The sequence below is a fragment of the Flavobacterium plurextorum genome (assembly GCF_002217395.1).
In the GTDB taxonomy this organism is placed as follows: domain Bacteria; phylum Bacteroidota; class Bacteroidia; order Flavobacteriales; family Flavobacteriaceae; genus Flavobacterium; species Flavobacterium plurextorum.
The window spans coordinates 43,767-69,243 of sequence record NZ_MUHD01000014.1; the positions used below are offsets into that span (position 1 = coordinate 43,767).

Below are 25,477 nucleotides of genomic sequence, written 5' to 3' on the forward strand. Positions count from 1 at the left end.
TTATGGAGGATAAAAACAAAATCGACGTAATGAACGACTGGAAAGCAGAATTTACTAAGAGAATCCAAGCCGAAAGTAAAAGCCGTAAAGAAACATTCACTTTTTATGATGCGTGCAAAAAAGTAAATTATCACACCGAACGGGACAAAGTATTTTTGTCGGTTGTTACATTTTTAAATAGTGAACCGCTACAAAATAACGATTATGTAAAATTTGTTTCTTGCTATATTACAACAGGACGCAAACTCAATGCGAAATATTTTAGAAACAACCTCGAAAAGCTAAATCAATATTATAAAAAAGTTGACGAGGCAAAAGCAAAAGGCGAAACATTCAACCCGTTTAGTGTAAAAGCATACAAACGATATGTTTTGTTTATGGTTTTGAAGTTTAGCGGGGAATACACAAGTGATTTAGACCAGTCGTTTGGAGTGCAAAACATCGAAAATAGGGAGTACAACCCCTTAACAAATATACCGTCCGTATTGCGTGGGGAATTGCCTTTTGCAGTAAAAGAGTACGACATAAAAAGAGCGTTTCCGACTTTTATTGATATTGAATTAAACACAAGCCACCGAGCGACTATTTATGATGTCCTTAACAAAAAAACTTTTGCTTATTTGCTTAATTCCAATGCTACAAACAAAAGCGCAGACCGAACCAAAATTTTAAATGAATTGTCAAAGGTTTACGGCAATGATGCGGACAAAGTTTGTACACTCGAAAGGTTCAGTACAAAAGGAGGCTCATTTTTAGACTTTTCTAAATACGAAAAGGAATATATCGAAAGATTTGTAGCCGAAAATAATTTAGTTCATTATGTGCGACTACACGACGGTGTTTTTATTTTGGCTGAAAGCGAATGTAAAAACACAAAGTTTGAAAAAGTTGAATTTTCGATTAAGGAATGTATAAAGCCAGCTATTGAAAATAAAATAGTCAACTTTTACACAATAGACCAAAGTAACAAAGTTTATACTTCGCCTACTATGTACGCCGAGTTTTTTATTCAAGAAAAGTTTTTAAGAATTTCGACACCAGACGACAAAATATTTTTATTGAGAGATACTAATAACGTGGTCGATTTTTTTAATCATAACACCGATATAGTCGCCTTTTTAAAAGAGAATATTATAGAGTTTGGCAATTCATTTGATGCAGTCGCGGACACCATAGCACGGGAAAATTTTAGTGTAGTTAAACAAGGGTTTTTATTAATTCCCTCGATTGAATTAAACTACTATTCAGATACAAAAAATACTTTCGGACTACCTTTTAAAAATGGTTTCTATTATTTCGATATGAATGGCGACGGGCAAATAAAATCTAAAGATTATACCGATGTAAAGGGATTTTTTGCACCGCACGAAATTCAAAGCCGAGAGTTTAAATATACCGATGAGGTCGGAATGTTTGAGCAGTTTTTAATTAGGGTATCATTAGGGTTAAAAGAACCAGAAACACAAGAAAACGAAATCACTATCGAGAGTTTTAAGACTATGTTTGGTTATTTATGTCACAATTATAAAGATGCAACAAAAAACCCGTGTATTGTACTTACTGATATGGACGCGGACGACGAAACCCGAAACGGACGACGAGGGAAAACATTAATATCTAAAGCCGTTCAAGAAGTACAGGAATCAATTATTAAGGGAGGCAAAGAATTTGACAGCGGTTATACTCACGTATTCGCAGACCTAGAAAAAAAGCACAATGTTTATATCATTGACGACGTACCCGCGGGTTTTAAGTATGATGATTTGTACACTAATATTTTGGGCGACATATCTTGTCAAAGAAAAGGATCGAAAGCCGAAGCAATAAAATTTATAGATGCGCCAAAGTTTGCGATTACTTCAAATTGGGTAGTTCCGTATGATGAGAAAAACGCTTCGACAAATGGGCGGTTTATTGAATACAAGTTCACGAACTACTATACAACAAGCCACACACCAAAAGACGAATTTAATTGCGTTTTTTTTCAAGACTGGAACGCAGACGAATGGAATCGTTTTTACTCTTTTGTATTCCGATGTGTTAAACTGTTTCTACAAAAAGGAATCATAAAAACCGAATATAATAAGACAGTCGACAATTATAAGGCGTATTTCAGTAATGATGCTATACATAATGAATTTCATAACTGTATATCAGTTCTAATGAGTGGAAATACACCTTTTGAGTTTACAGTATCTGACTTTTTAAGAGTGTACAACGATAAGGAAAACCCTTTGCGATTTGAAAAAATGTTTACCACCAAAAACACAAAAAAATTAATAGATGCGTGGGTAGGTAAATTTAATACCGAAAACAAAGACTTTTATTTTCAGTACACAAATAGAAGAAAATGGATTAAAATACAGAATTAACACAGTTAACACAGTTAACACAGATGTAACACACATAAAAACACACTTGTAACCCTTGAAAACACTGCAATAACACACTTAACACACTTTAAACTAAAGTACGTGTGTGAATAAAAAAATGAGTATTAAAATAGGGTTCATTTTCTTGTATAGTATCACTTACTTTTTATCTGTGTTATCTGTGTTTGTATTGAAAATCAATTAGTTGTCTGTGTTTCAATCTGTGTGGTATCTGTGTTCTAACACACATAAAACTAATAAAATGAAAAAAAGAAGTAAAAGCCTAAAGGGTAAGTATAAGAAAAACGGGAATAGAGTAAGAAATCAACAAATTACAACAAATCAATTTATAAAGAGCATAATACATTTCGAAACGCTTAAAAGAGAGAAAGAGTATTTTACTTTGATACTTCTTTTTTTTCCAATTGTAGCAATATGAGTTTTATCTAAAGTAGTATCAATCAAAGTTGAAAAAAATAAACGTTCCCTAATAATTTAGGTCATAAATCAAATCAAAATGAGTATAGAGAGTTGTAAAACAGTAAGCTTAACCAAACTAAAAGAGTGGGGTTATTTGGATAATGGCATAAAATCGGGCGTTATCACTTGGAGTATTTCGGGCGAAATTACTTCGAGAATTAGTATAAAATCAAATATTAGTCAATACAGAAAGTTTATAACACTTGACTATACACAAGATGGGGAAAGTATAAACTATAATGTACACCTTGTTTCTGTTCCCTCGAATTTAGGTAAAGGAGAGGTTTTATATTTTGTTTGTCCGAATACAGGAAAGCATTGCAGAAAATTGTTTCATTGTTCAAAATACTTTTTGCACCGAGAAGCTTTTAGTTTTCTATATTACGAAAAGCAAATTGAATCTAAAAAGACACGCGAACTACATTCGATTTTTGATAAGGCTTTTTTAAAAGATGAGGTTTATGAGGAGCAATATAAAAAGCATTTCAAAACTCACTACAACGGAAAGCCTACAAAACGGTATCAAAAACTAATGAATAAAATAAACCTTGCCGATAAATTTCCAGCCGATACAATGCAAAGATTATTAATGACGTAAAATATTTATATTACGGAAAACCATAATTAAACTGAATTTTTAAAGACTACATTTGAACCTTATTAATTTAATTTACTAAATATGAAAAAAATATTACTATGTGTTTTCTTAATATGTAATTCATTTGTGTTTGCTCAAAGCAAAAAAGAAATGTTAGCGGAAATGGATGGAAAATACAATGTTGATGACAATAATAATGTTACCATAACAAAGATTATTGAAATTGATGGTTTAAAAAAAGAAGAAATTTATCCGAGAGTCTTAGCGTATTTTACTTATAATTATGGAAATGGCGAATCTGTAATTCAAGTTCAAGAAAAAGAAAACGGCTTAATTATAGGTAAAGGAATTTATGATAATGTACATATTGGGTATAGTCTTGTTACAACAGAAATAGATTTATGGCACGTCATTAGAGTTGATATTAAAGATAATAAAGTAAGAGTTTTTATTACTTTGACAGAATATAAAACAAAAACGATGGGGGGAAATACTCCTCCGTCATACGGTACATTAAAAGTTTCTGATAGTTACCCCATAAACCCAAAAGGTTGGCAAAGCACAATTTATACAAAAGCACTTTACAAAGGCACAAAAATGGCTTATAAATCTATAGAGTCAATTGAAAAATCTATAAAAGAAGGAAATACAAATTCAGCTGAGAATACTGGGTGGTAGGTATTTAATTGAATACAAGCGACTACATAAGTTTGCACTTTTTTTTAAAATTAACCGTTCAAAGATGAGCGGTTTTTTATTTGCTACTTTAACATTTATTAAACTATATTTTTAAGAAATGAAAAACATTTTACTAATATTTATATTATTGAATTCGATGATATTGATAGGGCAAAAAAATAATTTCTATGGCGAATCAGGAAAACAGTATTATAAACTGAAAGTGGATAAAGCTACATACGATTTATTAAAAGTACAAGATGATACTATCTTTTTTAAAGTTGGAATTCAAGGTAATAGCAGTTACAGTAATGGAATTATGACAATTAAAAATTTGTATTATCCAGTTAAAGATGAACTTTGGTTTCAAAACGATTATCAAAAACAAGATAATCTTAATTATAATTTGAACAAAATGATTGGTTTAGACATACAATCTTCTATTAAAATCAATAAATTAAATATTATAACCAAACCTTTTATTGGTCATTCAAAAGTTGAAATGAAAAAAATATTTTGGGAAGATGAAGTAATTAGAGAAGCGAGTAATTTTATTTGGTTTAAAAGTGGTATTGTTTTTTACTTTGATAGCGATGGGGGATTTACTAATGCTGATTATAATAAAACATAAGCAATCAAATTACTATAAAAAGTAAAACAATACGCGCGCATAATGGTAGGATTTTTTACGGACGTTGTGCATAAAGGGAAAAAAAAAATTCAGCATAAAAAAAACACAATTATGGTAAACCTCATTTGAACGGAATTATAATGCATTAGATTTGAGTCTTAATTAAATATATTAAAAAATGAAAAAGATATTATTAATATTTATGCTATTAACTTCTATTATTGCAATAGGACAAGGTAATACCATAGACAAACCACCAAAAAAAACCTGGAAAATTTTAATTAAGAATTCTAATAGTAAAGAAGATAATTATAAATTGATAGCGCAAACATTAATAGATAATGATTTTTCAATTGAAAAAAAAGATGTTGAGTATTTTACTTTAGAAACAACTCCAAAGACTACGGATGGAAATAAGAGTTCTTATTATTTAAAGTTTGTTGCAAAAGATAATTTAATAGTTTTAACAGGAATGGGAAAATCTCTTATTACCATGAGAGTTGGTGGTGTTAATATTGATAGCGAATATTCTAAAATTAGAAATGTAGGAATGAGCGGTTCAATAGCTAAAGACGAATTTAATTCTATGCTGAATTTTGCGAAATTATTTATAGATTCCGAGTTTGAATTTATAGCAGAATAAAAATTAAAACATAGTAAAGGCGAACCATAACGGAGCGCCTTTTTTCTTTCTAATGGTTCAATCCTTACCGTAACCTTACCGTTATAAGTATCATTAATAATTTTTAAATGATTTGAATAATCAAACTTTTTTTCAAAATATTTCCCTATCTCATCGCGTGTGTATGTGTATGGATTAAATAAAAAATCAAAACAATACGCGCACGCGCGAGGCGAAAAATAAAGGCATAAAAAAAACGGCAGTGTTCAAGCTACCGTTTTACGTTGTTCAAACGTTGCTTTATAATTGGCATCGTAAAGCATTACAAATGTATATTTTTTTTAACTGTTTTCTAAAATGTTTGGCAATGGTTTGGCAAGTCTTGAAAATAAAAAATGCAACTATCTAAGAGTAAGATAATTGCATTCGTAAAGTGCGGATAATAGGACTCGAACCTACACGCCTTGCGGCACCAGATCCTAAGTCTGGCATGTCTACCAATTTCACCATATCCGCGTAATTGTGGGTGCAAAGATAAGCATACTTTCGAATATTCAAAGAAAAATTTCAAAAAAATTATTAATTCTCTTTTTTGTACTTTTGGATTTCTATAAAAATAATTTAAATGGAAAATATTAAGTCCTACGTTCAACAACATAAAGATCGGTTTATCAATGAATTGATCGAATTATTAAAGATTCCGTCGGTTAGTGCCGACACCGCATACTCACAAGATGTTATTGACACAGCAGAGGCTGTAAAAGAAAGTTTATCAAAAGCAGGCTGCGATTTTGTCGAAACTTGCGACACTCCAGGTTACCCAATTATCTACGGAGAGAAAATTATAGATCCAAATCTTCCAACGGTTTTAGTTTACGGACACTATGATGTTCAGCCGCCAGATCCATTAGAATTATGGACTTCGCCACCTTTTGAACCCGTTATTAAAACTACAGAGATTCATCCAGAAGGCGCAATCTTCGCGCGTGGAGCATGTGATGACAAAGGTCAGATGTACATGCACGTAAAAGCGCTTGAATTAATGGTGCAAAGCAATACGTTGCCTTGTAACGTAAAATTCATGATCGAAGGTGAAGAAGAAGTTGGTTCGGCAAGTTTGGCTTGGTTCGTAGAACGTAATCAGGAAAAATTGAAAAACGACGTTATCTTAATTTCTGATACTGGAATGATTTCAAACCAACAGCCATCGATTACAACTGGTTTAAGAGGTTTGAGTTATGTTGAGGTTGAAGTTACAGGTCCAAACCGCGATTTACATTCAGGTTTATACGGTGGAGCGGTAGCAAACCCAATTAATGTTTTGGCAAAAATGATCGCTTCGCTTCATGACGAAGACAATCATATTACGATTCCAGGTTTCTATGATAAAGTTCAGGAATTATCTGCAGAAGAAAGAGCTGAAATGGCAAAAGCACCTTTTAGTTTAGAAAAATATAAAAAAGCGTTAGACTTAAATGATGTTTACGGCGAAAAAGGATATGTAACAAATGAGCGCAACTCAATTCGTCCAACATTAGATGTAAACGGAATTTGGGGCGGTTATACTGGCGAAGGTGCAAAAACGGTTATTGCGAGTAAAGCTTTTGCTAAAATCTCAATGCGTTTGGTTCCAAATCAGGATTGGGAAGAGATTACAGAATTGTTCACGAAACATTTCACTAATATTGCTCCAGCTGGAGTTACGGTAAAAGTGTCGCCGCATCACGGTGGTCAAGGTTATGTAACGCCAATTGACAGCATTGGATATCAAGCTGCAAATAAAGCATATACTGAAACGTTTGGAGTTCCTGCAATTCCAGTTCGCTCTGGAGGAAGTATTCCAATTGTGGCTTTGTTTGAAAAAGAACTAAAAAGCAAAACTATTTTAATGGGATTTGGTTTGGATTCTGATGCAATTCACTCGCCAAACGAACATTTTGGAATCTTTAATTACTTGAAAGGAATTGAGACTATTCCGTTGTTTTACAAGTATTTTGTAGAATTAAGTAAATAAGAGTTTTACCGCGAAGGTGTTGAAACACGAAGTTTAATATCATAAATATAGAATCCGTTCAGAAATGAGCGGATTTTTTTTTGAAAAGTTCAAAGGTTTTTTCAATTGCCTCCAGCTTTAGCTGGGGGTTTTAAAAGAGATTGACATTGGCTTTAGCCGAATTATTATTGATTTTGTTTTAATTGTATAAAATGCAGTTTGGCTAAAGCCATTTCTTGTCTTTATTATAAACCTTCAGCTAAAGCTGAAGGCAATTTATTTAGGAGTATTCTCTGTTTCTTGCAATTTTATTTTCAGAATTTTTGTCAAAGTTTTAAGCTTTGGCAAAGAAGGAAAAGACCTTTGTTCCTTTGAATCTCTGCCTCTTTGAACCTAAAGCCTTAGTCCCTTAGTAACTTAGAATCTCAGAACCTTTAAAAAAAAACTTGCATATTTAAAATTTAATTCTACATTTGTAGAGCAATGTCTATAAGTGTAGAATTTAAATAATATGAAAAACCTATTTTTAGTATTCTTTTGCGGACTGATTCTTTTGGGTTGCAAACCCAAAGCAATTAATCAGAGGATTGATAAGAAAAGAGAAGGCGTTTGGATAGACGATTATAAACAGGATAATGTTAGATACAAATCCTATGAATATTATAAACATGATGTTCCTGTAAAAAAGTGGAGAATGTATATTGACGGGAAAATCTACAAAACAGAGAAGCATAAAAAAGGAATAAGTATCGTAAAAAGTTATTACGAAAACGGAAAGCTAGAATCGGAAGGAAAAACGAAACTTGAATTTAATGGAGGTTTGGCACATTGGTTTTATTTTGGAGAATGGAAATTCTATTCGGATAAAGGGAAATTAAAAGAAATAAGAAACTATAATAACGGCAAATTAATATCGGAACAAAAAATAAAACGTTAATTTTAAAATCTATGAAAAAAATAATTTCTTTCTTTTTTATTACGTTGAATATCGGTTTGATGCAATCTCAAACCTACAAGGATTTTGTTGCAAAAGGAGATTCTTATTATCAGGTAAAAGATTTTAAAAATTCTGTTGCTTATTATGAAAAGGCATTCGAAATTGAACACAAATCATCTTCAGATTTGTACAATGCTGCTTGTTCGGCGGCTTTGAACAATGATGATAAAAAAGCTTTTAAGTGGTTGGATTTGGCAATTGATAATGGATATGAAAATATTGCACATATAAAAATAGATAATGATCTGAAAACGCTGCATGATAAAAAAGAATGGGAGAAAACAATTGATAAGCTTCAGAAAAAAGTAGATAATCTTAGTGTAAATTTTGATAAACCGCTGCAAAAGGAGCTTTTAGATATTTATGCAGATGATCAGGGTATTCGAGGAGAATTTATGAAAGTTTATAAAGATCCTGCATCTGATAAAAGAAAAATTGACAGCATTGGTAAAATAATGAATAAAAAAGACAGTATTAATCTTGTAAAGGTTATGAAAATACTGGATGAAAAAGGCTGGGTTGGAAAAGATAAAATAGGAGCACAGGCAAATCAAACCTTGTTTCTGGTTATTCAGCATTCTGATTTAAAATATCAGCAAAAGTATTTACCAATGATGAGAGAAGCAGTAAAAAAAGGGAACGCAAGCCGGGCGAACTTAGCATATTTGGAAGATAGAGTGGCTTTACGAGAAGGTAAACATCAAATTTATGGAAGTCAGTCAGCAAAAAATAAAAAGACAAATCAATGGTATATTTCGCCTTTGATAGATCCTGATAATGTAGATAAAAGACGTGCCGAAGTTGGACTTGGCACTATAGCAGAATATGCTGCAAAAATGAATATCGATTGGAATCTCGAGGCTTATAAGAAGGAATTACCTGAATTAGAAAAACTTGAAAATATTAAAAAATGACACAATTATCAAACTCAGAAGAACAATTAATGGAGCATCTTTGGAAGCTTGAAAAGGCTTTTATGAAAGATTTGTTAGAAGCGTATCCAGAACCAAAACCTGCAACGACAACTGTTGCAACGCTTTTGAAACGAATGATTGATAAGAAATTTGTTGCCTACAATGAATTTGGGAATTCTAGAGAATATTATCCGCTGGTAAAAAAAACAGATTATTTCTCTAAACATGTGAAAGGGTTGATTAATAATTTCTTTAATAATTCGGCCTCGCAATTTGCTTCGTTTTTTACAACCGAAACGAATTTATCAACTTCAGAATTAGAAGATCTAAGAAAAATAATTGATTCAGAAATTCAAAGAAAGAAAAAATGATAGCCTTTTTTGTAAAATCGACAGTAGCGTTGTGTGTGCTTCTTGGAGCTTACCATTTGCTTTTAGAAAAAGAAAAATTTCATAAGTTTAATAGGTTTTTCTTAATTTTTAGTATTCTGGTTTCCTTTGTATTGCCTTTTATTACAATTGAAATTATACAAGAAGTTGCAAGTACGACAAATAATAGTGTAGTTGTTCCGGAGCAGATTACCTCAAGTATTGTAAAAGAGGAAACTCCTTTTTACTTGATTCTCGGTTGGGTTTTATATGGGATAGTGACTGCTGCTTTATTTTTCAGATTTACAGTGAACTTGTATAAATTGATAAAAAAATCAAAAGCGGGTGTAAAAATAAAACATCAAAAAGCAACATTGGTTTTGTTGCAAGAACAGACGCTGCCGTATACTTTTTTGAATACCATTTTTATAAATGAAGTAGAGTATCAAAACAATAAAATAGAAACGGAATTATTTACGCACGAATTAATTCATGTAAATCAGAAACATTCGCTGGATATTTTACTGATTGAAATAATTAAAAATATTTTTTGGTTCAATCCAATTTTTATCTTCTATAAAAAAGCAATACAACTAAATCATGAATTTCTTGCTGATGAAAAAGTTGTAAAATCACATAACAATGTTTCGTATTACCAGAACTTATTACTGTCTAAGGCGAATCAAAATCCGGTATATTACTTGGCCAGTAATTTGAACTATTCTGTAACTAAAAAAAGATTAATTATGATGACAACCACGACATCTCCTTCAAGGGGATTTTTTAAAAAGACAATTATTTTACCATTATTTACTGGGCTTGTGTATTTTTTGTGTACTAAGACCGTAGCGCAAGAAGTAAAAGGGAATAATGAAACCGCGCCAAAAAAAGGTTTCTATTCGGCTTATTACGATAAGACAACTTTTAAAATAAAAAATGATAAAGGAGTTGTGGTGACGGAGAAAAAATACAAAGAGCTTACTCCGGCAGAAAAGAAAGCAGTGCCGAATTTATTAGGTGGATTAAGCACTTTTCCAAGTAAAGATGAGATCGATGCGAAAATCGAAAAAGGTGGTCCGGATACAATAGAAATTGATTTATATGATCCAAAAAATCAAAAAGTTAAAAAAGCGGAAGGTACTATTTATAAAACAACTGATTTAAGTGAGGATCCAATTTATCCTGGAGGAATTGAGGCGTTTTATAAGTTTGTTGGACAGAATTATAAAACACCTGTGACTCCTGTAGATGTGAAATTAAAGGGGAAGGTCTTTATTACTTTTATAGTAGGAAAGGATGGGGCTTTAACGGATTTTAAATTATTAAGAGATATTGGATACGGAACAGGTGATGAAGCAATTAGAGTGCTTAAGCTTTCTCAGAACTGGGTACCGGGTAAAGTTAATGGTGAGCCGGTTGCTGCGATGTACAGTTTGCCAATTACGATTCAATCTGATAAATAGTTTTTTTTGAGGTTCAAAGGTTCAAATGTGCTGAAGACTTAACAAAACCTTTGTCATTATGTGCCTCCGAACCTTTGGTACTTTAAAAAGAAAAAAAAATCCGCTTTCAGAAATATCTGGAAGCGGATAAAATAAACTAAAAAAAAAATTCTAAAAAATTCTAAAAAAAAACAATTCGTATCGGATTTAAAATAAATCCGGATTATATCCAAAATAAGGCATAGTTTGTTCATTAAAAATAACTCCATGCTCTTCTAATTCATTTAAAATAGGCGAATAAACTTCTTTTTTTATAGGAAGTTGTACTCCCGGAGTTGTGATTTTTCCGTTTAAAATCAGCAAAGTTGCCATAGCAACAGGAAGACCAACTGTTTTTGCCATTGCGGTATAAGTTTGATCGTCGCCAATACAAACCATTTTCGAATCGATTTGTTTCTTTTCGCCGTTTAGCTCGTATCCAAATTTATGATACATTACAATCATATCTTTATCTTCTGGTTTCAAAGCCCAGCTGTCAGTCAATATTTTTTCTAAAATTTGAGCAGGAGTGGCATTTGGCAGGTTTACTTTTTTGTCTGGATTAAATAAATCCAATTCTAAAAGTTTATCCCACATGATATCATCTTGATCAATCTTTAAAATTAATCGCGTTTTAATTTCTACAGAATCCGTTGGGTGATATGGAAGAAAAGAGTTCACAAATTGTCGGTAACTCATATTTTCAGAATCTTCCATGATGTAACTGTCGTCAGTCATGCCAAGCTGCACAAACATATTCCATGCTTTAGAAAAACCTACTCTTCTAATTGTCCCTCTATACAAGGTTAAAATATCGTCTAAACCATATATGGATCTATATTTAAGAGAATCACGATTAGAATAAGCTTCAAATTTTCCGTAATCTTCTACTTCTAGAAACTCAGTTCTGCGAAATAAAGCGCTGTATGGAATATATTTATAAGTTCCTTCTTGAATAAATTTTGCTGCACCGCCTTGGCCGGCCAAAACTACATTTCGAGGCGCCCAGGTAAATTTGTAATTCCATAAATTATTATCGCATTCAGGAGCAACCAAGCCTCCGCAGAACGATTCAAAAAGAAGCATATTACCTCCTTTTGATCTAATTTCGTCAATAACTTTCATGGCACTCATGTGATCAATTCCGGGATCAAGACCAATTTCGTTCATGAAAATTAAATTGTTCTTCTTTACCTCTTCATCAAGAGCCTGCATAGCATCGCTTATGTAAGAGGCGGTAACTAAATGTTTTTTAAATTGAAGACAGTCTTTTGCAATTTCAATGTGTAAATGTGCCGGAAGCATTGAAATCACAATTGAAGCTTTTTCAATTGCAGCTTGTCTTTCGTTTGTATTAAAAATATTTAAAGCAATTGGAGTTGCATTAGGATGTTTTTGTGTTTTCTTTTCGGCTAAAGCCAAAGATAAATCGGCCACAACAAGATGCAGGTTTTCGCTTTCAGATTTTGAAAGTAAATAGCGTATTAAAGAAGATGCTGATCTGCCTGCTCCAATTATTAAAATGCTTCTCATAACTTAATTATTTAACACAAACATATTAAAATGTTATAAATATAACAAATATAATTTTAAAAATGATATTTTTTTTATTCGCAATGAAACTTATAAATGCAATTATTAAATGAAATATCTTTAAAAGTAAAATGAAAATTGGATAGGAAGAGGTATTTTTGTGTAAATATTAAAAGTTTATAAAAATGAAAAGAAAAATAGTTTTAACAGGCGCTTTTATTGGAATGATAGCAATTATTTTTGGAGCTTTTGGAGCACATTTATTAAAGAAATATTTGTCGATAGAAGAACTAAATACTTTTGAAGTTGGTGTTCGTTACCAGATGTATCATGCGCTTTTTTTACTTTTTCTTTCAACAAGAAAAGAAATTGCCGAAAAAACTGTTAAAACAATCTATAATCTTGTAGTTGCAGGAGTAATTCTATTTAGCGGATCTATTTATTTATTGGCTACAAAAAGCTTGACAGTTTTTGACTTTAAAATTATCGTATTCGCAACACCTTTGGGAGGTTTCTTATTAATTCTTGGTTGGTTGGTGTTATTTCTTGCTATTTTGAGGAAAAAATCATAAAATCTCGAATAAAAAATCCTATCTAAAATTAAATCTTTAATTTTGTCTCATAAATAACATATAATGTTACTTATGTGAATTTTTATTGTTTTTTGTCAGCATCGATAAAAAATATAACAATTTGCAAAACTTGAGAGTAATGTCTTAAGTATCAGGTATAATTATATTTGTGCACCAAAAAAATAACACACACAACATTAAATTTATGGACAATAACACACTTTTTGCGCAATCGATTTCGTTAAAAGAATTGGGGATAGAAAATGCAACGGTTCGGTACCAGTTAAGTGCAGATGAACTGCATGCTATAACTGTGCAGTCAGGACAAGGTGTTGAAGCCTCTACAGGTGCTTTGGCAATCAACACAGGTGAGTTTACAGGACGTTCTCCACAAGATCGTTTTATTGTAAAAGACAGTATAACTGAAGATAAAGTTTGGTGGGGAAATGTAAATATCCCTTTTTCGCCAGAAGCTTTTGATAAGTTATATAATAAGGTAACAAAGTTTTTATCAAACAAAGAAGTATTCGTTCGCGATTCTTACGTTTGTTCTGATAAAAATTACAGACTAAATGTTAGAGTCGTTACAGAAACTGCTTGGTCGAACTTGTTTTGCTATAACATGTTTTTAAGACTTGAAGAGTCTGAATTAGCGAACTTTACTCCAGAATGGACTGTAGTTTGTGCACCAAGTTTTATGGCAGATCCTGCTGTAGACGGAACACGTCAGTCTAATTTTGCTATTTTAGATTTTACTAAAAAAGTAGCACTTATTGGAGGAACAGGTTATACAGGAGAAATGAAAAAAGGAATTTTTTCGGCCTTAAATTTCATTCTTCCAGTTTTCAAAAATACACTTCCAATGCATTGCAGCGCCAATGTTGGTAAAGATGGCGATACAGCAATTTTCTTTGGTTTATCAGGAACAGGAAAAACAACTTTATCTGCAGATCCAGAACGTAAGTTAATTGGAGATGATGAACACGGATGGACTGCTGAAAATACGGTTTTCAATTTTGAAGGCGGTTGTTATGCTAAAGTAATTAACTTATCTGAAGAAAATGAACCAGACATTTTTAGAGCAATCAAAAAAGGAGCGCTTTTAGAAAATGTGGTTTTCAAAGCGGGAACAAACGAGGTAGATTTTGACGATGTTTCAATTACTCAAAATACTCGTGTAAGTTACCCAATAACACATATTGATAATATTCAGCCGGGATCTATTGGACATAATCCTAAAAATATATTTTTCCTTACAGCAGATTCTTTTGGAATTTTGCCTCCAATTTCTAGATTAACTCCAGGACAGGCGGCTTACCATTTTATCTCTGGATATACTGCAAAAGTAGCAGGAACTGAAGCTGGAGTTACAGAACCACAGCCTAATTTCTCTGCTTGTTTTGGAGCACCTTTCATGCCTTTACATCCAACAAAATACGCTGAGATGTTAAGCAAAAAAATGAAAGATGCTGATGTAAAAGTTTGGTTAATAAACACTGGTTGGACTGGTGGACCTTACGGAACAGGAAGCCGTATGAAACTTAAGTACACTCGTGCTATGATTACAGCTGCATTAAACGGAGAATTGGATAATGTAGAATACAAAAATCACGCAGTTTTTGGAATTGCAAAACCACAATCTTGCCCGAATGTTCCAGTAGAAATTTTAAATCCTAGAAATACTTGGGAAGACAAAGATTTATACGATAAAAAAGCGTTAGAATTAGCTCAAAAATTTAAAGCTAATTTCGCGAAATTTGAAGAATTTGCCAATGCTGAAATCTTAGCAGGCGCACCGATTATAGAATAAGAATAAGGGGGATTTTTTTAATTCAAAACAAAAAAGCTGTTCATTACGAACAGCTTTTTTTTGTTTCAAGTTTCAAGTTTCAAGTTTTGGGTTGAACATGGAACCTGAAACTTGAAACAAAAAACTATTTCTTCCCTTCGTCAATACGTTTTTGGATTAAATCCCAAGTGTAGTAATGAAAAGTCATTCCGTTGCTCATCGCTACGAAAAGTCCGTTTTTGTATTTTGGACCTAAGTTTACACTTGTAACATCAGCTCCATCACATTCAATTGTTGAAGTTGGAACTTCGGCCAATAAAGGATGATTGTTTGGATTTCCGTTTGCACCTTCTCTCGGATAAACCATAAAAGAATTTGCTTGTTGATTGGATACTAGAATATAACCTGTAGAATCTGTTTTTTTGTAAATTGCTATTCCTTCATGATCAGCTTTGAAATCTTTTTGACCAAAAAAAGCTAATTCTTTATTGTCATTTAAAGCAGGATCAGCTTTGTATTTTCTAATTCCAACTTGTTCGTCGCAATAGTAAACAAAGCCTAACTCGTTATCAACTGCAATAGCTTCAATTTCTTTTTTTCCACTGTAAGTTCCAAATTTGCGAACCACTTTTGCCACAGCAAATTTTCCGTTTCCAGAAAGTTCATATTGCCATAAATAACTTCCAGAAGGTCCTGTTTTTCTTCCTACAATAGCAAAAATCTTTTGATCGCTTGGTCGTGTATATAAAGAAATTCCCATTGGATCACGCAAAGATTCACCTTCAAAAACTTCGATTCCGCCATTATCAATAGGTTCTAAATCCGGCAAACTGAAGATTCTAATTTTGTTGCTTTCACGTTCTGTTGTAACCGCAATATCTACTTTTTTCCCGTCAATGATTAATCCGTAAGCGATATCAACATTATTTGGACGTTTTAGAGGAATTGATTTTTTAAGGATTTTTCCATTCAAATCAAAAGCATATAAAGCTCCGTCAGAATCTTTATCTGTTCCCACAATAATACTTTTTGAAGCATCAGTTGGGTGAATCCATATCGAAGGATCATCAGTATCATGTGGCAAAGCTTCGGTAACAGTTGTTGGTTTTACTGCATTTGGCTGAATTGAGGCTAATTTATCGTCTTTACAAGCAGTAAAGGCAAGGCTTATAAGTAAGAAAGCAAGTATCGATTTATTTTTCATTTTTGGTATTTTATTTTAAATGAATTAGACAGAACCGCTGAGTTCTGTCTAATTTAATATTTTTTATAATTGATTTTACAAGTCTAGTTTCAATCCAAAATTGTAACGAGCTTGGTAATATTCAGCTTGTTTGGTGTGAGTAGAAACTCCTTGATAATAACGCAAAGGCTGATTTGTTAAATTGTTTGCTTCAGCAAAAACACGAAGCTGTTTTGTAATTTTGAAAGAAGCATTAGCATCTAAGAAAAACTGTTTGTCATAGTAACTGTCTTTGTAAGATTCTGAACCTAATTCATCTAAATAATCAGAAGTAAAGTTGGTTGAAATTCTAGCAGAAAAACGTTTGTTTTCCCAAGACAAAGATCCGTTAAACATATGAGGAGTTGTTCCCGGAAGACTGATGTTGTTTCTTTCGTTTCCATCTTCATCAGAAATTCCTTTTGCTTTAGATTTAGTGTATGTATAGTTTAAATAGATACCAAAACCTTTTAAGAATTTACCAGGAAGGAAATCTAACTGACGTTGAAAAGCAACTTCAAATCCGTAAACATCAACTTTATCACCATTTCTAGATTGTAAAAATGACCAGTTTTCGCCAGCAGGAATTGGGTTTATCTGATTTGGAAAATCAGCAGCAAATTTTGCTCTGTCGTATTGATTGTCGCTGTAGTTGTAGATAAAATCGTTTAATCTTTTGTAGAAAACACCTCCAGAAATCAAACCAACTGATTTGAAATAATTCTCAGCCATGAAATCGTAATTGTATGAGTAAGTAGCGTCAAGATCAGGATTTCCTGCAGTGATCTCTTTATCAGCAGCAATATTGTTTACATAAGGAGCTAATGCATAATAGTTTGGTCTTGCCAGCGCGGTTGTTGCAGCGGCTCTCAAAACTAAATCTTTAGTAGCATTATATTGAAATGAAATACTTGGCAATAAATTAGTGTAAGAGTTTGTAGTGTTGATTTGGCTTTCTAATTCCTCTTCATCTAAAACTCTGTTTCCTGTATAATCAATGTGAGTATTTTCAACACGGAAACCTAAAACCATCGAAAGTTTATCATTAAAATCTTGATCCCATCTTACATAAGCCGCATAGATACTTTCTTTAGCATTATAGTTAACAGCCAAATATTCAGCAGGATCAGTTTCTTTATCAAATAATGATGCATTGTTTAAGTCTAAACTTCCTAAGAAATCTTTAGAAGCAAAAGTTCCTGGTACATATTTACTTCCTGGATTAAAGTTTTTTCCATCAAAATAACTAGTTGGAACTTCAGATAATAATTCCATTCCGTCATTGATTGGTTCATAAGAATAGAAATTATTGTTTCTTTCTTTTTCTTTCAAACGAAGTCTAAGACCAGTTCTAAGTCTTCCTTTTTCAGAAGGAATGATTGTAAAAGGGAAACGGATATTAATTTTTGCTCCAAATTCACTTTCGCTTGTTTCATCTGTGTTTTCTGTAACAGAATCAAATTTGAATTTATCTGTAGATTCTCCAACAGTTGTCAATAAAGGAAATCTTGGATCAGATAAATCTTCCATCATTTCTAAACCTTTTTGACGGTATTCGATATAACGTTCTTCCGGACGATATTCTCTCGCTTTTGCATAGTTTGCTGACCAATCTAAATCTAATTTTGAGTTAATCAAATGTTCTCCTCGAATAGAATAGTTTTGTACACGCTGATCTTCTAATCTTCTGTTTTTATTTCGGTTATTGTCAGCACCTCCTTTTGTTTGACGTTTTACACGACCTTCAAAACCAGTAATTTTTTCACCATTGTAAATAGGTTCAATATCATCATAAGTAGTTCTGAAACGATTTTCTCTATCGTCTCTCCAGTTGTAAATAGCATTCGCAAAAATGGTATTATTTTCGTTAAATTTATAATCTAAAGCAACAGATCCGCTGCGACGAATACGCTGTACATCATATTTTCTAATTTCAGAAGCTTGAAGATATTCATTTCCGAAATCGTCCTTTACCCATTCGTTTTCGATATTGTCAGAACCATAATCAACATTGTTGTACGATCCGCTGAAAACAGCACCAAGTTTGTTATCCAAAAAACGATTTCCATAAACTAAACCTGCTGTATAAGAAGCGTGTTCACGAATTGGCAAATAACCTCCAGCCAAAGTTGCCGAAATTCTTTCTCCGTTTGGAGTTGCTCTTGTAATCAAGTTTACAGAACCTCCAATTGCATCAGCATCCATATCTGAAGTCAAAGTCTTGTTAACCTCAATAGTCGAAATCATATCAGAAGGAATCAAATCCATTTGTACATTTCTATTGTCTCCTTCTGCAGACGGAATTCGGTCACCATTTAAAGTAACTGAGTTTAAAGATGGGGCAAGTCCTCTAATGATAATATTACGAGCTTCACCTTGATCATTTTGCATTGTAATACCTGGAACACGTTTCAAAGCGTCACCAACATTGGCGTCAGGAAAACGTCCCACTTGGTCAGATGAAATTACGTTTCCGATGTTTTTATTGTTTTTTTGTTGATTCAAAGCTTTAGCCTGACCTTTTAAAATGTCGCCGACTACAACTTCATTAAGTTCTGTTCCTGAAGTTTTAAGAGCAAAATCAAGTACATTGTTTTTGCCTTGTTCAACAGTAATTTCTTTAGTTATTGCCGTGTAACCAATATATTTTACTTCAACTTTATAAGTACCGGCGTTAATGTTTAATAATTCAAAACGTCCGTTGTAATCTGAAACAGTGTATTTGTTTTCACCTGTTATTTGAATCATTGCTCCCGGAAGCGGAAGTTTGTCGTCTATATCCAATACTTTTCCTGATATTATTGCTTTTTGAGCAAACCCAGAAAAGGCCAAAAATAAAAACGTTAGTAATAAGTAGAATTTTTTCATTGTTTTTTAGTTTGATTTTGGTTGCGAAACTAGAACCTAAGTATTACTAAAACCCTTTAAAAAAATTAACAAAACGTTATAATTAGTCTGATGAAGTTAAAATTTATTAATGTAAAAATAACATTTATTGTAGTTGATATTTGTTCCAAGTAAAAAGAAATCAAGTATTTATGTCAGATTTGAATTTTTGGCGCTAAATTTGCCTTATCAATCACAATCAAAAATCATCAATCATGTTAAAACAATTTTTCATCTTATGTTCTGGAGCCGACAGAGATTTACTCGAAGGCTGCTCTGAAGGCGAACAAACCAAATATGTTGGTATTGGCGCTACTGTTTTCTTTACCGCAGTTATGGCTTTTCTTGCCAGTGCTTACGCGCTTTTTACTGTTTTTGACTCTATTTATCCTGCTATAATTTTTGGATTTGTATGGAGTTTGTTAATCTTCAATTTAGATCGTTTTATTGTCTCTACGATCAAGAAGAGAGACCGTTTTTTTGACGAATTTCTACAGGCAACACCTAGAATTATGCTGGCAATTATTATTGCGATCGTAATTTCAAAACCATTAGAAATTAAAATTTTCGAAAAAGAAATCAATACTGTTTTGTTGAAGGAAAAAAACGAAATGGAATTGGCCAATAAAAAACAAATTGGAACCTATTTTAAATCGGATTTAGACAAAAACAAAGGAGAGATCGCTGCTCTAAAAGCTGATATTGTAAAAAAGGAGAAAGAAGTTAATGCTTTATATTCAACTTATATTACAGAAGCGGAAGGAACTGCCGGAACTAAAAAACTAGGAAAAGGACCAGTTTATAAAGAAAAACGCGAAAAACACGATGCAGCTTTAAAGGAATATGAAACTCTAAAAGCAGCAAACGAAGCAAAAATTGCAGACAAAGAAAAATCTGGTAAACAATTGCAAGCCGATTTAGATAAAAAAGTTTCGCAGACTCAGCCCATTATAGAAGGTTTTGACGGATTAATGGCGCGCATAAATGCATTGAATAAATTACCTTGGTTACCTTCGTTTTTTATAATGCTGTTGTTTTTGGCAATTGAAACGTCTCCAATTATAGCCAAATTATTGGCACCAAAAGGCGAGTTTGATTTTAAACAGGAAGAAGCTGAAACGGCTATGAAAGCAACTTTGGCTCAGAATAAATACCAACGTGATTTATTAGTTAAAACCAGTGCCGAAATGCATGATAAAGTATATGCAGATATTGCCGAAGATAAAGGACTGTTCGATTTACAGCGAAAAAATGCAAAAGAGTTATTGGAATTACAATCGAATAGTTTTGTAGAAAAACAAAAAGCTACACTTTAGTCTGAAAGTCAAAAGTGTGAAAGTCGCAGTAGAGACTTAAAAAAATGAAAGCCAGAAATAGAATCTATTTCTGGCTTTTTTATTTGAGACAAAGTCAAAAGACTTTAAGACTTACATATAACTCAATATTTCTTTTTTAAAAGTGTCGTATTCGCCTTGCATGATTAAACCATTATCAAGAAGTTTTTTGTAATTCTGTAATTTGTCAAAAAGTTCTTCTTTAGATAAATCAGCTAATTTGCGCTCGCCGGCAGGCTGGCTTGGTTGAGTTGGAAGTGGTTCGAACGTTTCAGTATAAATTGGTGCCGCTGGTAAAATTTCGGCAAAACTTGTTACTTCTTCAGTTTCAATTTCTTCTACTTCTTCAATTTCTTCTTCGTATTCTGGCTCAACAATTTCTTCAATTGGTGTTGCCGTTACAACTGGATTTTTTAAAATATCTAATTGCTCTTTAGCGTAAGTGTAAATTTTTCTAGCCTGAATTTTCGGAATATAATCTATAGAAATAGCTAGATCTGTCTTGGTGTTAAATGAAAATTCAGAACCTAAAATGTTTTCTTTTACAAAAGCACTATCAATATCATCCCAGGTATAATCTATAAAATCCATAGAAAGACCTAAGTTTTTAGGTTGACAGATGATAATACGTTTGTTTGTTAATACAATGCTGTCAGGAAAAACAGTAATTGCAGGTTTTTTTTGCACTGCAATATATCCAACTTCTTCGCCTTTCATCAATAAATCTGTAAGTTTTGAAGTGATTTTTTCAATCGCTTTCGGATCTTGTTCTTCGTTAAGAAATTTTTTAAATTGTTCTTTCATATTTTTATAAGTTGCTAAGTTACACAGTAACCAAGTTGCTAAGTTTTTTTCTTACCGTGCAAATGTAATGCCTAATTTTCTAATTGCTCCGCCAGTTCGGTAAAAAAATTTACCTCGGGTCGATAATTTCATTCTGAATTTTCTTTGTCAAACTTTTGAAAACCAATTCGTAAGAATGGTCAATTAGTTCTTTTACAAATTTAATGGGTAAATTTCCATTTAAAGCAACCGTATTCCAGTGCACTTTACTCATATGGAATCCGGGTTGTATTTCATCATATTCGGCTCTGAGTTCCTGTGCACGTTCGGGATCACATTTTAAATTCACCGATTGTTCGTTTTTTTCCCATTGTGATAGAGAAGATAAAGCAAACATTTTTCCGCCCACTTTAAAAACCAAAGTATCTTCATCAAAAGGAAAATGTTCGCTCACACCCTTTTTTGAAAGACAATATTCATAAAACGTTTCTAAATTCATAATTTCTTATTTACCAATTTCACCTAAATGCGTGTATTTAAAACCTTTTTCATATTTCAATCCGTAACCAAATATTCGATCCATTGCCGAATGTGAAAATAAAATAATTCCAGCTAATTGAATACTTTCAATGTTTAAATAACACCCTAAAGCATAAACTAAAAGCGCAATTCCTTTATGATGAAATATGTTATAAAATAATGCGCCGGTTTTATTTCCAAAAAGATACCCAAGCATGGATAAATCTGGAGCTAAAATTAATGCTAAAAACCACCACCATTCATAACTTAAAAGGTTAAAAAGAAAAATTCCGAAAATAAATAAAGCTGCTTCTTCGAGTTTTAAGACTGTTTTCATTTGATTATTTTTTCCATCATTTTTTCAGGATGATTCAGTTTTGTAAAACCAAATTTCTCATATAAAAAATGAGCATCCGTTGTTGCTAATCTCCAAAGTTTGACATTTTGAAGCTGTTGTTCGTTTATCATCGTTTCGATTAAAATCGAAGAATATCCTTTTCCGCGGTGTTCTTCCGTAATAAAAACATCCATTACATAAGCAAAAACAATATAATCAGTAATCACGCGCGCAAAACCAATTTGCTCGTTATTTAAATAGATTCCAAAACAAAATGAAGCATCAATTGCAATCTGTACTTCTTCAATCGTTCTTGGAGCAGTCCAATAGATATCTTTCAAAAAGTTTTGAATAAACGGAATGTTAAGTTTGGTTTTATCTGTTGAAACAGTAATCATAGTTTATTGTTTTTTTGCCACAAATTGCACAAATTTTCACGAATTAATTTTTTGCCACAGATTAAATCTGTGTAAATCTTTTTTAATCTGTGGCAAAATAAAAAAAGAAATTAGTGCAAATTCTTGTAATTAGTGGCAACCTCATTAAATCTTATATAAAATTGGTTTTGATGGACTTGCATCATTTTCAAACGAAGCGATTTGAAGATTTAGTATATAATTTCCATCTTCAATTTCATCTGGAACATAAATCATTTCCGTGATTGTGGCATTTAATCTTGCATCAGAATTAAGATTATGCGTGTCTTTTACATTCCAAAATGCTTTGTGGGCTAACAATTTTCCTTCGTCATGTTCCTTGTCAACACTTGGTAAATCGATCAATAAATGCTGAATTTCGCTTTCGCGGATAAAAATTGCGGCTTCCTCAGATAAATAAGGCGGATTTGTATTGGAGTATTTTCTTGATTTTTTATCCTTTTGATTTGGAAGCGTTCGAATTACTAATGCTTCGTTTGTCAAGCTGATCGGTCCTGAGGCTTCGGGAGAAGCGCTCCCCGATAATGTCACATTGAGCGAAGTCGAAATGTGTTCTTTAGTAATTACATAATCATCTCCAATTTTATCAGGTTCAATCGTAATCAATTTAGCAAAAAAGAAAAACTGTTTTAAAGATTGATTGATACTGTAAAAATCATTCGTAATATGTCCCAGACATTCCGTATGAGTTCCATGCCCATGCGGATTGAAGAATACATTATTAAAATTCGTAGATGATTTTCCTTCAGAAACTTTTCCAATCCAGTCCCCAAAAACAACAGGTTCAATAACTGGTTTTTCGATATACCAAGCAATCGGATTTTCCTCTGTATTGGTCAATGGAATCGATATATCAATAGGTTTTGATAAGTCGATCTGATATTTATTGTCAATAATTGCTAGCATAATGGAACACGGATTTTACGGATATTCTAACGCAGATTTTACGGATTTATCAGCGTTGCTTGCATCCGTTTTATCAGCGTTCAATTCTTACTCGCTCAAATTTAAATAAAATAAATCTGAAGCAATTCCATCCGTTAAGAATTTTCCTCTTGGAGTTGGTTTTAGAATGTTGTTTTCAATAGAAAGTAAATCGTCATCTAAAAATTTCTGAGATTGTTTTTTGAGATAATTTAAATATTCCAAACCAAATTCATTTTCAATTCTTTCTAAAGAAACGCCCCAAATCGTTCGCAATCCCGTCATTATATATTCGTTATAACGATCAGAAATAGTCAAAATTTCCGTTTCTATAGGAAGTTCATTGTTTTGAATTGCTTTTAAATACAATGAATTATTGGCAATATTCCAGCCTCTTTTTTCGCCGTCATAACTGTGAGCTGAAGGTCCGATTCCGATATATTTTTTACCAAGCCAGTAAGCCGAATTGTTTTTGGAGAAGTAATTCTCTTTTCCAAAATTGGATAATTCGTAATGAATAAAACCATTTTTCTGGAGCGTATCCACCAAAATCATAAAATGATTCGAAGCCGCTTCGTCTTGCGGTTCAGCAATTTTACCAGTTTGAATTAACTTGCTTAAAGCTGTTTTCGGTTCAACCGTCAATGCATAACTCGAAATATGCGGAACACCAAAACTTAAAGCTGTTTCAATATTTTGTTTCCACATTTCGTCACTCATTCCCGGAATGCCATAAATTAAATCAAGTGAAATATTATCAAAATACTTCGTAGCTTCTTCTAAACATTTTTTGGCTTCTGCCGAATTATGAGCGCGATTCATCATCTTCAAATCTTCTTCATAAAAAGACTGAATTCCGATGCTTAATCTATTTATAGGACTTTTAGATAATTCTAGAATTCGTTCAGCAGATAAATCATCCGGATTTGCTTCTAATGTGATTTCAGGGTTTTCTGAAACGGTATAATTTTTATAAACTTCAGAAATTAAAAAATTTATTTCTTCATTTGACAATACAGAAGGAGTTCCGCCGCCAAAATATATAGTTTCTACAATCTCATTGTCACTTCGAGCGGAGTCGAGAAGCTCATTTTTGCGCATGGCAATTTCTTTGGCTAAAGCCAAAACCATTTCATCTTTCTTTTTCATCGAAGTCGAAAAATGAAAGTCGCAATAATGGCAAGCCTGTTTGCAGAATGGTATGTGAATATAAATTCCGGACATTTTTAATTAGATAATTAGATAATTAGGTAATTAGTCAATTAGATAATACATTTCGTTGTCTATAAATTATTTAATTATCTCATTGAATTGTTTTAATTTGGGAACACTGGCATTAGAAAAATAGATAATTTATTTACGGTTTACAAAATTATCTAATTATCAAATTGACACATTCTCTCATTTTCTAATTGGCACATTGACTCATTTCCTCACTTTGTCCTCGTTTTGTTTCACAAAAGCATCCCAACCTGAATAACTTTTTCCCGCGACGATTTTTCCTGAATTGAAGAAGTGACAAACTGCAGCCGCCAAACCATCCGTTGAATCTAGATTTTTAGGTAATTCTTTTAAACCTAAAAGCTGTTGCAGCATTTTGGCAACCTGTTCTTTACTGGCATTTCCGTTTCCGGTAATCGCCATTTTTATCTTTTTTGGTTCGTATTCTGTAATCGGAATATCTCTCGAAAGTCCTGCGGCCATTGCAACACCTTGTGCGCGACCCAATTTCAGCATCGATTGTACGTTTTTTCCAAAGAAAGGTGCTTCAATTGCGATTTCGTCCGGATGATGCGTTTCGATTAATTCTATGGTACGTTCAAAAATGATTTTTAATTTTTGGTAATGATTGTCGTATTTGGACAATTGCAATTCGTTTAATTGCAAAAACTCCATTTTTTTATTGATAACTTTTATCAATCCAAAACCCATAATTGTGGTTCCAGGGTCAATACCTAATATGATGCGTTCTTTTGTCAATTGTTTTTTGTGTCAAGTTTCAAGTTT

The 25,477-nt window shown here is 32.5% G+C and carries 23 protein-coding genes and 1 tRNA gene; 13 read left to right on the forward strand and 11 right to left on the reverse strand.

Features of this window, described 5'->3' with window-relative positions:
* Positions 1–2 precede the first annotated feature (2 nt).
* The 5 genes from B0A81_RS06860 (at position 3) to B0A81_RS06885 (ending at position 5,402) form a co-directional block, all read left to right on the forward strand.
* Positions 3–2,372 carry a hypothetical protein gene (locus B0A81_RS06860; RefSeq protein ID WP_089057331.1) on the forward strand — a complete coding sequence of 790 codons (2,370 nt, stop codon included), beginning with the start codon at positions 3–5 and terminating at the stop codon, positions 2,370–2,372.
* Between the two features lie 517 nt (positions 2,373–2,889).
* Entirely contained in the window at positions 2,890–3,450 is a 561-nt protein-coding gene (locus B0A81_RS06870; RefSeq protein ID WP_089057333.1) for a hypothetical protein, read from the forward strand.
* Positions 3,451–3,531: 81 nt separating this feature from the next.
* The gene (locus B0A81_RS06875; protein ID WP_089057334.1) at positions 3,532–4,128 is read left to right on the forward strand and encodes a DUF4468 domain-containing protein; all 597 of its coding nucleotides are present in this window, start codon (positions 3,532–3,534) and stop codon (positions 4,126–4,128) included.
* 118 nt (positions 4,129–4,246) lie between these two features.
* Positions 4,247–4,759 (forward strand): hypothetical protein, encoded by a 513-nt coding sequence (locus tag B0A81_RS06880; protein WP_123922165.1) that lies wholly within the window; start codon positions 4,247–4,249, stop codon positions 4,757–4,759.
* Positions 4,760–4,937: 178 nt separating this feature from the next.
* Positions 4,938–5,402: a hypothetical protein gene (locus tag B0A81_RS06885; RefSeq protein ID WP_089057336.1), complete on the forward strand. Its 465-nt coding sequence runs from the start codon at positions 4,938–4,940 to the stop codon at positions 5,400–5,402.
* Between the two features lie 413 nt (positions 5,403–5,815).
* Here the strand turns inward: B0A81_RS06885 and B0A81_RS06890 are convergent.
* Positions 5,816–5,897, reverse strand: a tRNA-Leu gene (locus B0A81_RS06890).
* Positions 5,898–6,006: 109 nt separating this feature from the next.
* Between B0A81_RS06890 and B0A81_RS06895 the strand changes: the two genes are divergently transcribed.
* The 5 genes from B0A81_RS06895 to B0A81_RS06915 all read left to right on the forward strand — a co-directional run bounded on the left by B0A81_RS06895 (position 6,007) and on the right by B0A81_RS06915 (position 11,116).
* The gene (locus B0A81_RS06895; protein ID WP_089057337.1) at positions 6,007–7,395 is read left to right on the forward strand and encodes a dipeptidase; all 1,389 of its coding nucleotides are present in this window, start codon (positions 6,007–6,009) and stop codon (positions 7,393–7,395) included.
* A 490-nt stretch (positions 7,396–7,885) separates the two neighbouring features.
* On the forward strand, positions 7,886–8,311 hold the full coding sequence (locus tag B0A81_RS06900) for a toxin-antitoxin system YwqK family antitoxin (protein ID WP_089057338.1): 426 nt from the start codon (positions 7,886–7,888) through the stop codon (positions 8,309–8,311).
* Between the two features lie 11 nt (positions 8,312–8,322).
* Complete coding sequence (locus B0A81_RS06905; protein ID WP_089057339.1) at positions 8,323–9,285, forward strand: DUF6624 domain-containing protein; 963 nt, start codon at positions 8,323–8,325, stop codon at positions 9,283–9,285.
* The gene (locus B0A81_RS06910; RefSeq protein ID WP_089057340.1) at positions 9,282–9,656 is read left to right on the forward strand and encodes a BlaI/MecI/CopY family transcriptional regulator; all 375 of its coding nucleotides are present in this window, start codon (positions 9,282–9,284) and stop codon (positions 9,654–9,656) included. Before B0A81_RS06905 ends, B0A81_RS06910 begins: the two co-directional genes overlap by 4 nt.
* Entirely contained in the window at positions 9,653–11,116 is a 1,464-nt protein-coding gene (locus B0A81_RS06915; protein ID WP_089057341.1) for a M56 family metallopeptidase, read from the forward strand. The genes B0A81_RS06910 and B0A81_RS06915 overlap by 4 nt, the downstream gene beginning before the upstream one ends.
* Before the next feature lie 186 nt (positions 11,117–11,302).
* Here the strand turns inward: B0A81_RS06915 and B0A81_RS06920 are convergent, their stop codons facing one another.
* Positions 11,303–12,667 carry a saccharopine dehydrogenase family protein gene (locus B0A81_RS06920; protein ID WP_089057342.1) on the reverse strand — a complete coding sequence of 455 codons (1,365 nt, stop codon included), beginning with the start codon at positions 12,665–12,667 and terminating at the stop codon, positions 11,303–11,305.
* A 185-nt stretch (positions 12,668–12,852) separates the two neighbouring features.
* Between B0A81_RS06920 and B0A81_RS06925 the strand changes: the two genes are divergently transcribed.
* Together B0A81_RS06925 and pckA are read left to right on the forward strand one after the other, a co-directional pair.
* Positions 12,853–13,239, forward strand: a complete 387-nt coding sequence (locus B0A81_RS06925) for a DUF423 domain-containing protein (protein WP_089052459.1) — start codon at positions 12,853–12,855, stop codon at positions 13,237–13,239.
* A 205-nt stretch (positions 13,240–13,444) separates the two neighbouring features.
* Positions 13,445–15,049: a phosphoenolpyruvate carboxykinase (ATP) gene (pckA, locus tag B0A81_RS06930; protein ID WP_089057343.1), complete on the forward strand. Its 1,605-nt coding sequence runs from the start codon at positions 13,445–13,447 to the stop codon at positions 15,047–15,049.
* A 124-nt stretch (positions 15,050–15,173) separates the two neighbouring features.
* Here pckA and B0A81_RS06935 read toward each other — a convergent pair whose 3' ends face one another.
* Together B0A81_RS06935 and B0A81_RS06940 are read right to left on the reverse strand one after the other, a co-directional pair.
* On the reverse strand, positions 15,174–16,232 hold the full coding sequence (locus tag B0A81_RS06935) for a phytase (RefSeq protein WP_089057344.1): 1,059 nt from the start codon (positions 16,230–16,232) through the stop codon (positions 15,174–15,176).
* Positions 16,233–16,307: 75 nt separating this feature from the next.
* Positions 16,308–19,118, reverse strand: a complete 2,811-nt coding sequence (locus B0A81_RS06940) for a TonB-dependent receptor (protein ID WP_089057345.1) — start codon at positions 19,116–19,118, stop codon at positions 16,308–16,310.
* A 233-nt stretch (positions 19,119–19,351) separates the two neighbouring features.
* On the opposite strand from B0A81_RS06940, the gene B0A81_RS06945 reads away from it, so the two are divergent.
* Positions 19,352–20,452, forward strand: coding sequence for a DUF4407 domain-containing protein (locus B0A81_RS06945; protein ID WP_089057346.1), 1,101 nt, complete (start codon positions 19,352–19,354; stop codon positions 20,450–20,452).
* A 111-nt stretch (positions 20,453–20,563) separates the two neighbouring features.
* Here B0A81_RS06945 and B0A81_RS06950 read toward each other — a convergent pair whose 3' ends face one another.
* From B0A81_RS06950 to ruvC, 7 genes are all read right to left on the reverse strand, one after another.
* Complete coding sequence (locus B0A81_RS06950; protein WP_089057347.1) at positions 20,564–21,274, reverse strand: PH domain-containing protein; 711 nt, start codon at positions 21,272–21,274, stop codon at positions 20,564–20,566.
* 109 nt (positions 21,275–21,383) lie between these two features.
* A complete protein-coding gene (locus B0A81_RS06955) occupies positions 21,384–21,752 on the reverse strand; it encodes an MmcQ/YjbR family DNA-binding protein (protein ID WP_089057348.1) in 369 nt (122 codons plus the stop codon).
* Positions 21,753–21,758: 6 nt separating this feature from the next.
* A complete protein-coding gene (locus tag B0A81_RS06960; protein WP_089057349.1) occupies positions 21,759–22,109 on the reverse strand; it encodes a DUF4260 domain-containing protein in 351 nt (116 codons plus the stop codon).
* Positions 22,106–22,507 (reverse strand): GNAT family N-acetyltransferase, encoded by a 402-nt coding sequence (locus tag B0A81_RS06965; protein WP_089057350.1) that lies wholly within the window; start codon positions 22,505–22,507, stop codon positions 22,106–22,108. Before B0A81_RS06965 ends, B0A81_RS06960 begins: the two co-directional genes overlap by 4 nt.
* A gap of 144 nt (positions 22,508–22,651) precedes the next feature.
* A complete protein-coding gene (locus B0A81_RS06970) occupies positions 22,652–23,452 on the reverse strand; it encodes a cyclase family protein (RefSeq protein WP_089057351.1) in 801 nt (266 codons plus the stop codon).
* An 87-nt stretch (positions 23,453–23,539) separates the two neighbouring features.
* A complete protein-coding gene (hemW, locus tag B0A81_RS06975) occupies positions 23,540–24,694 on the reverse strand; it encodes a radical SAM family heme chaperone HemW (protein ID WP_089057352.1) in 1,155 nt (384 codons plus the stop codon).
* 201 nt (positions 24,695–24,895) lie between these two features.
* The gene (ruvC, locus tag B0A81_RS06980) at positions 24,896–25,450 is read right to left on the reverse strand and encodes a crossover junction endodeoxyribonuclease RuvC (RefSeq protein WP_026982724.1); all 555 of its coding nucleotides are present in this window, start codon (positions 25,448–25,450) and stop codon (positions 24,896–24,898) included.
* Positions 25,451–25,477 lie beyond the last annotated feature (27 nt).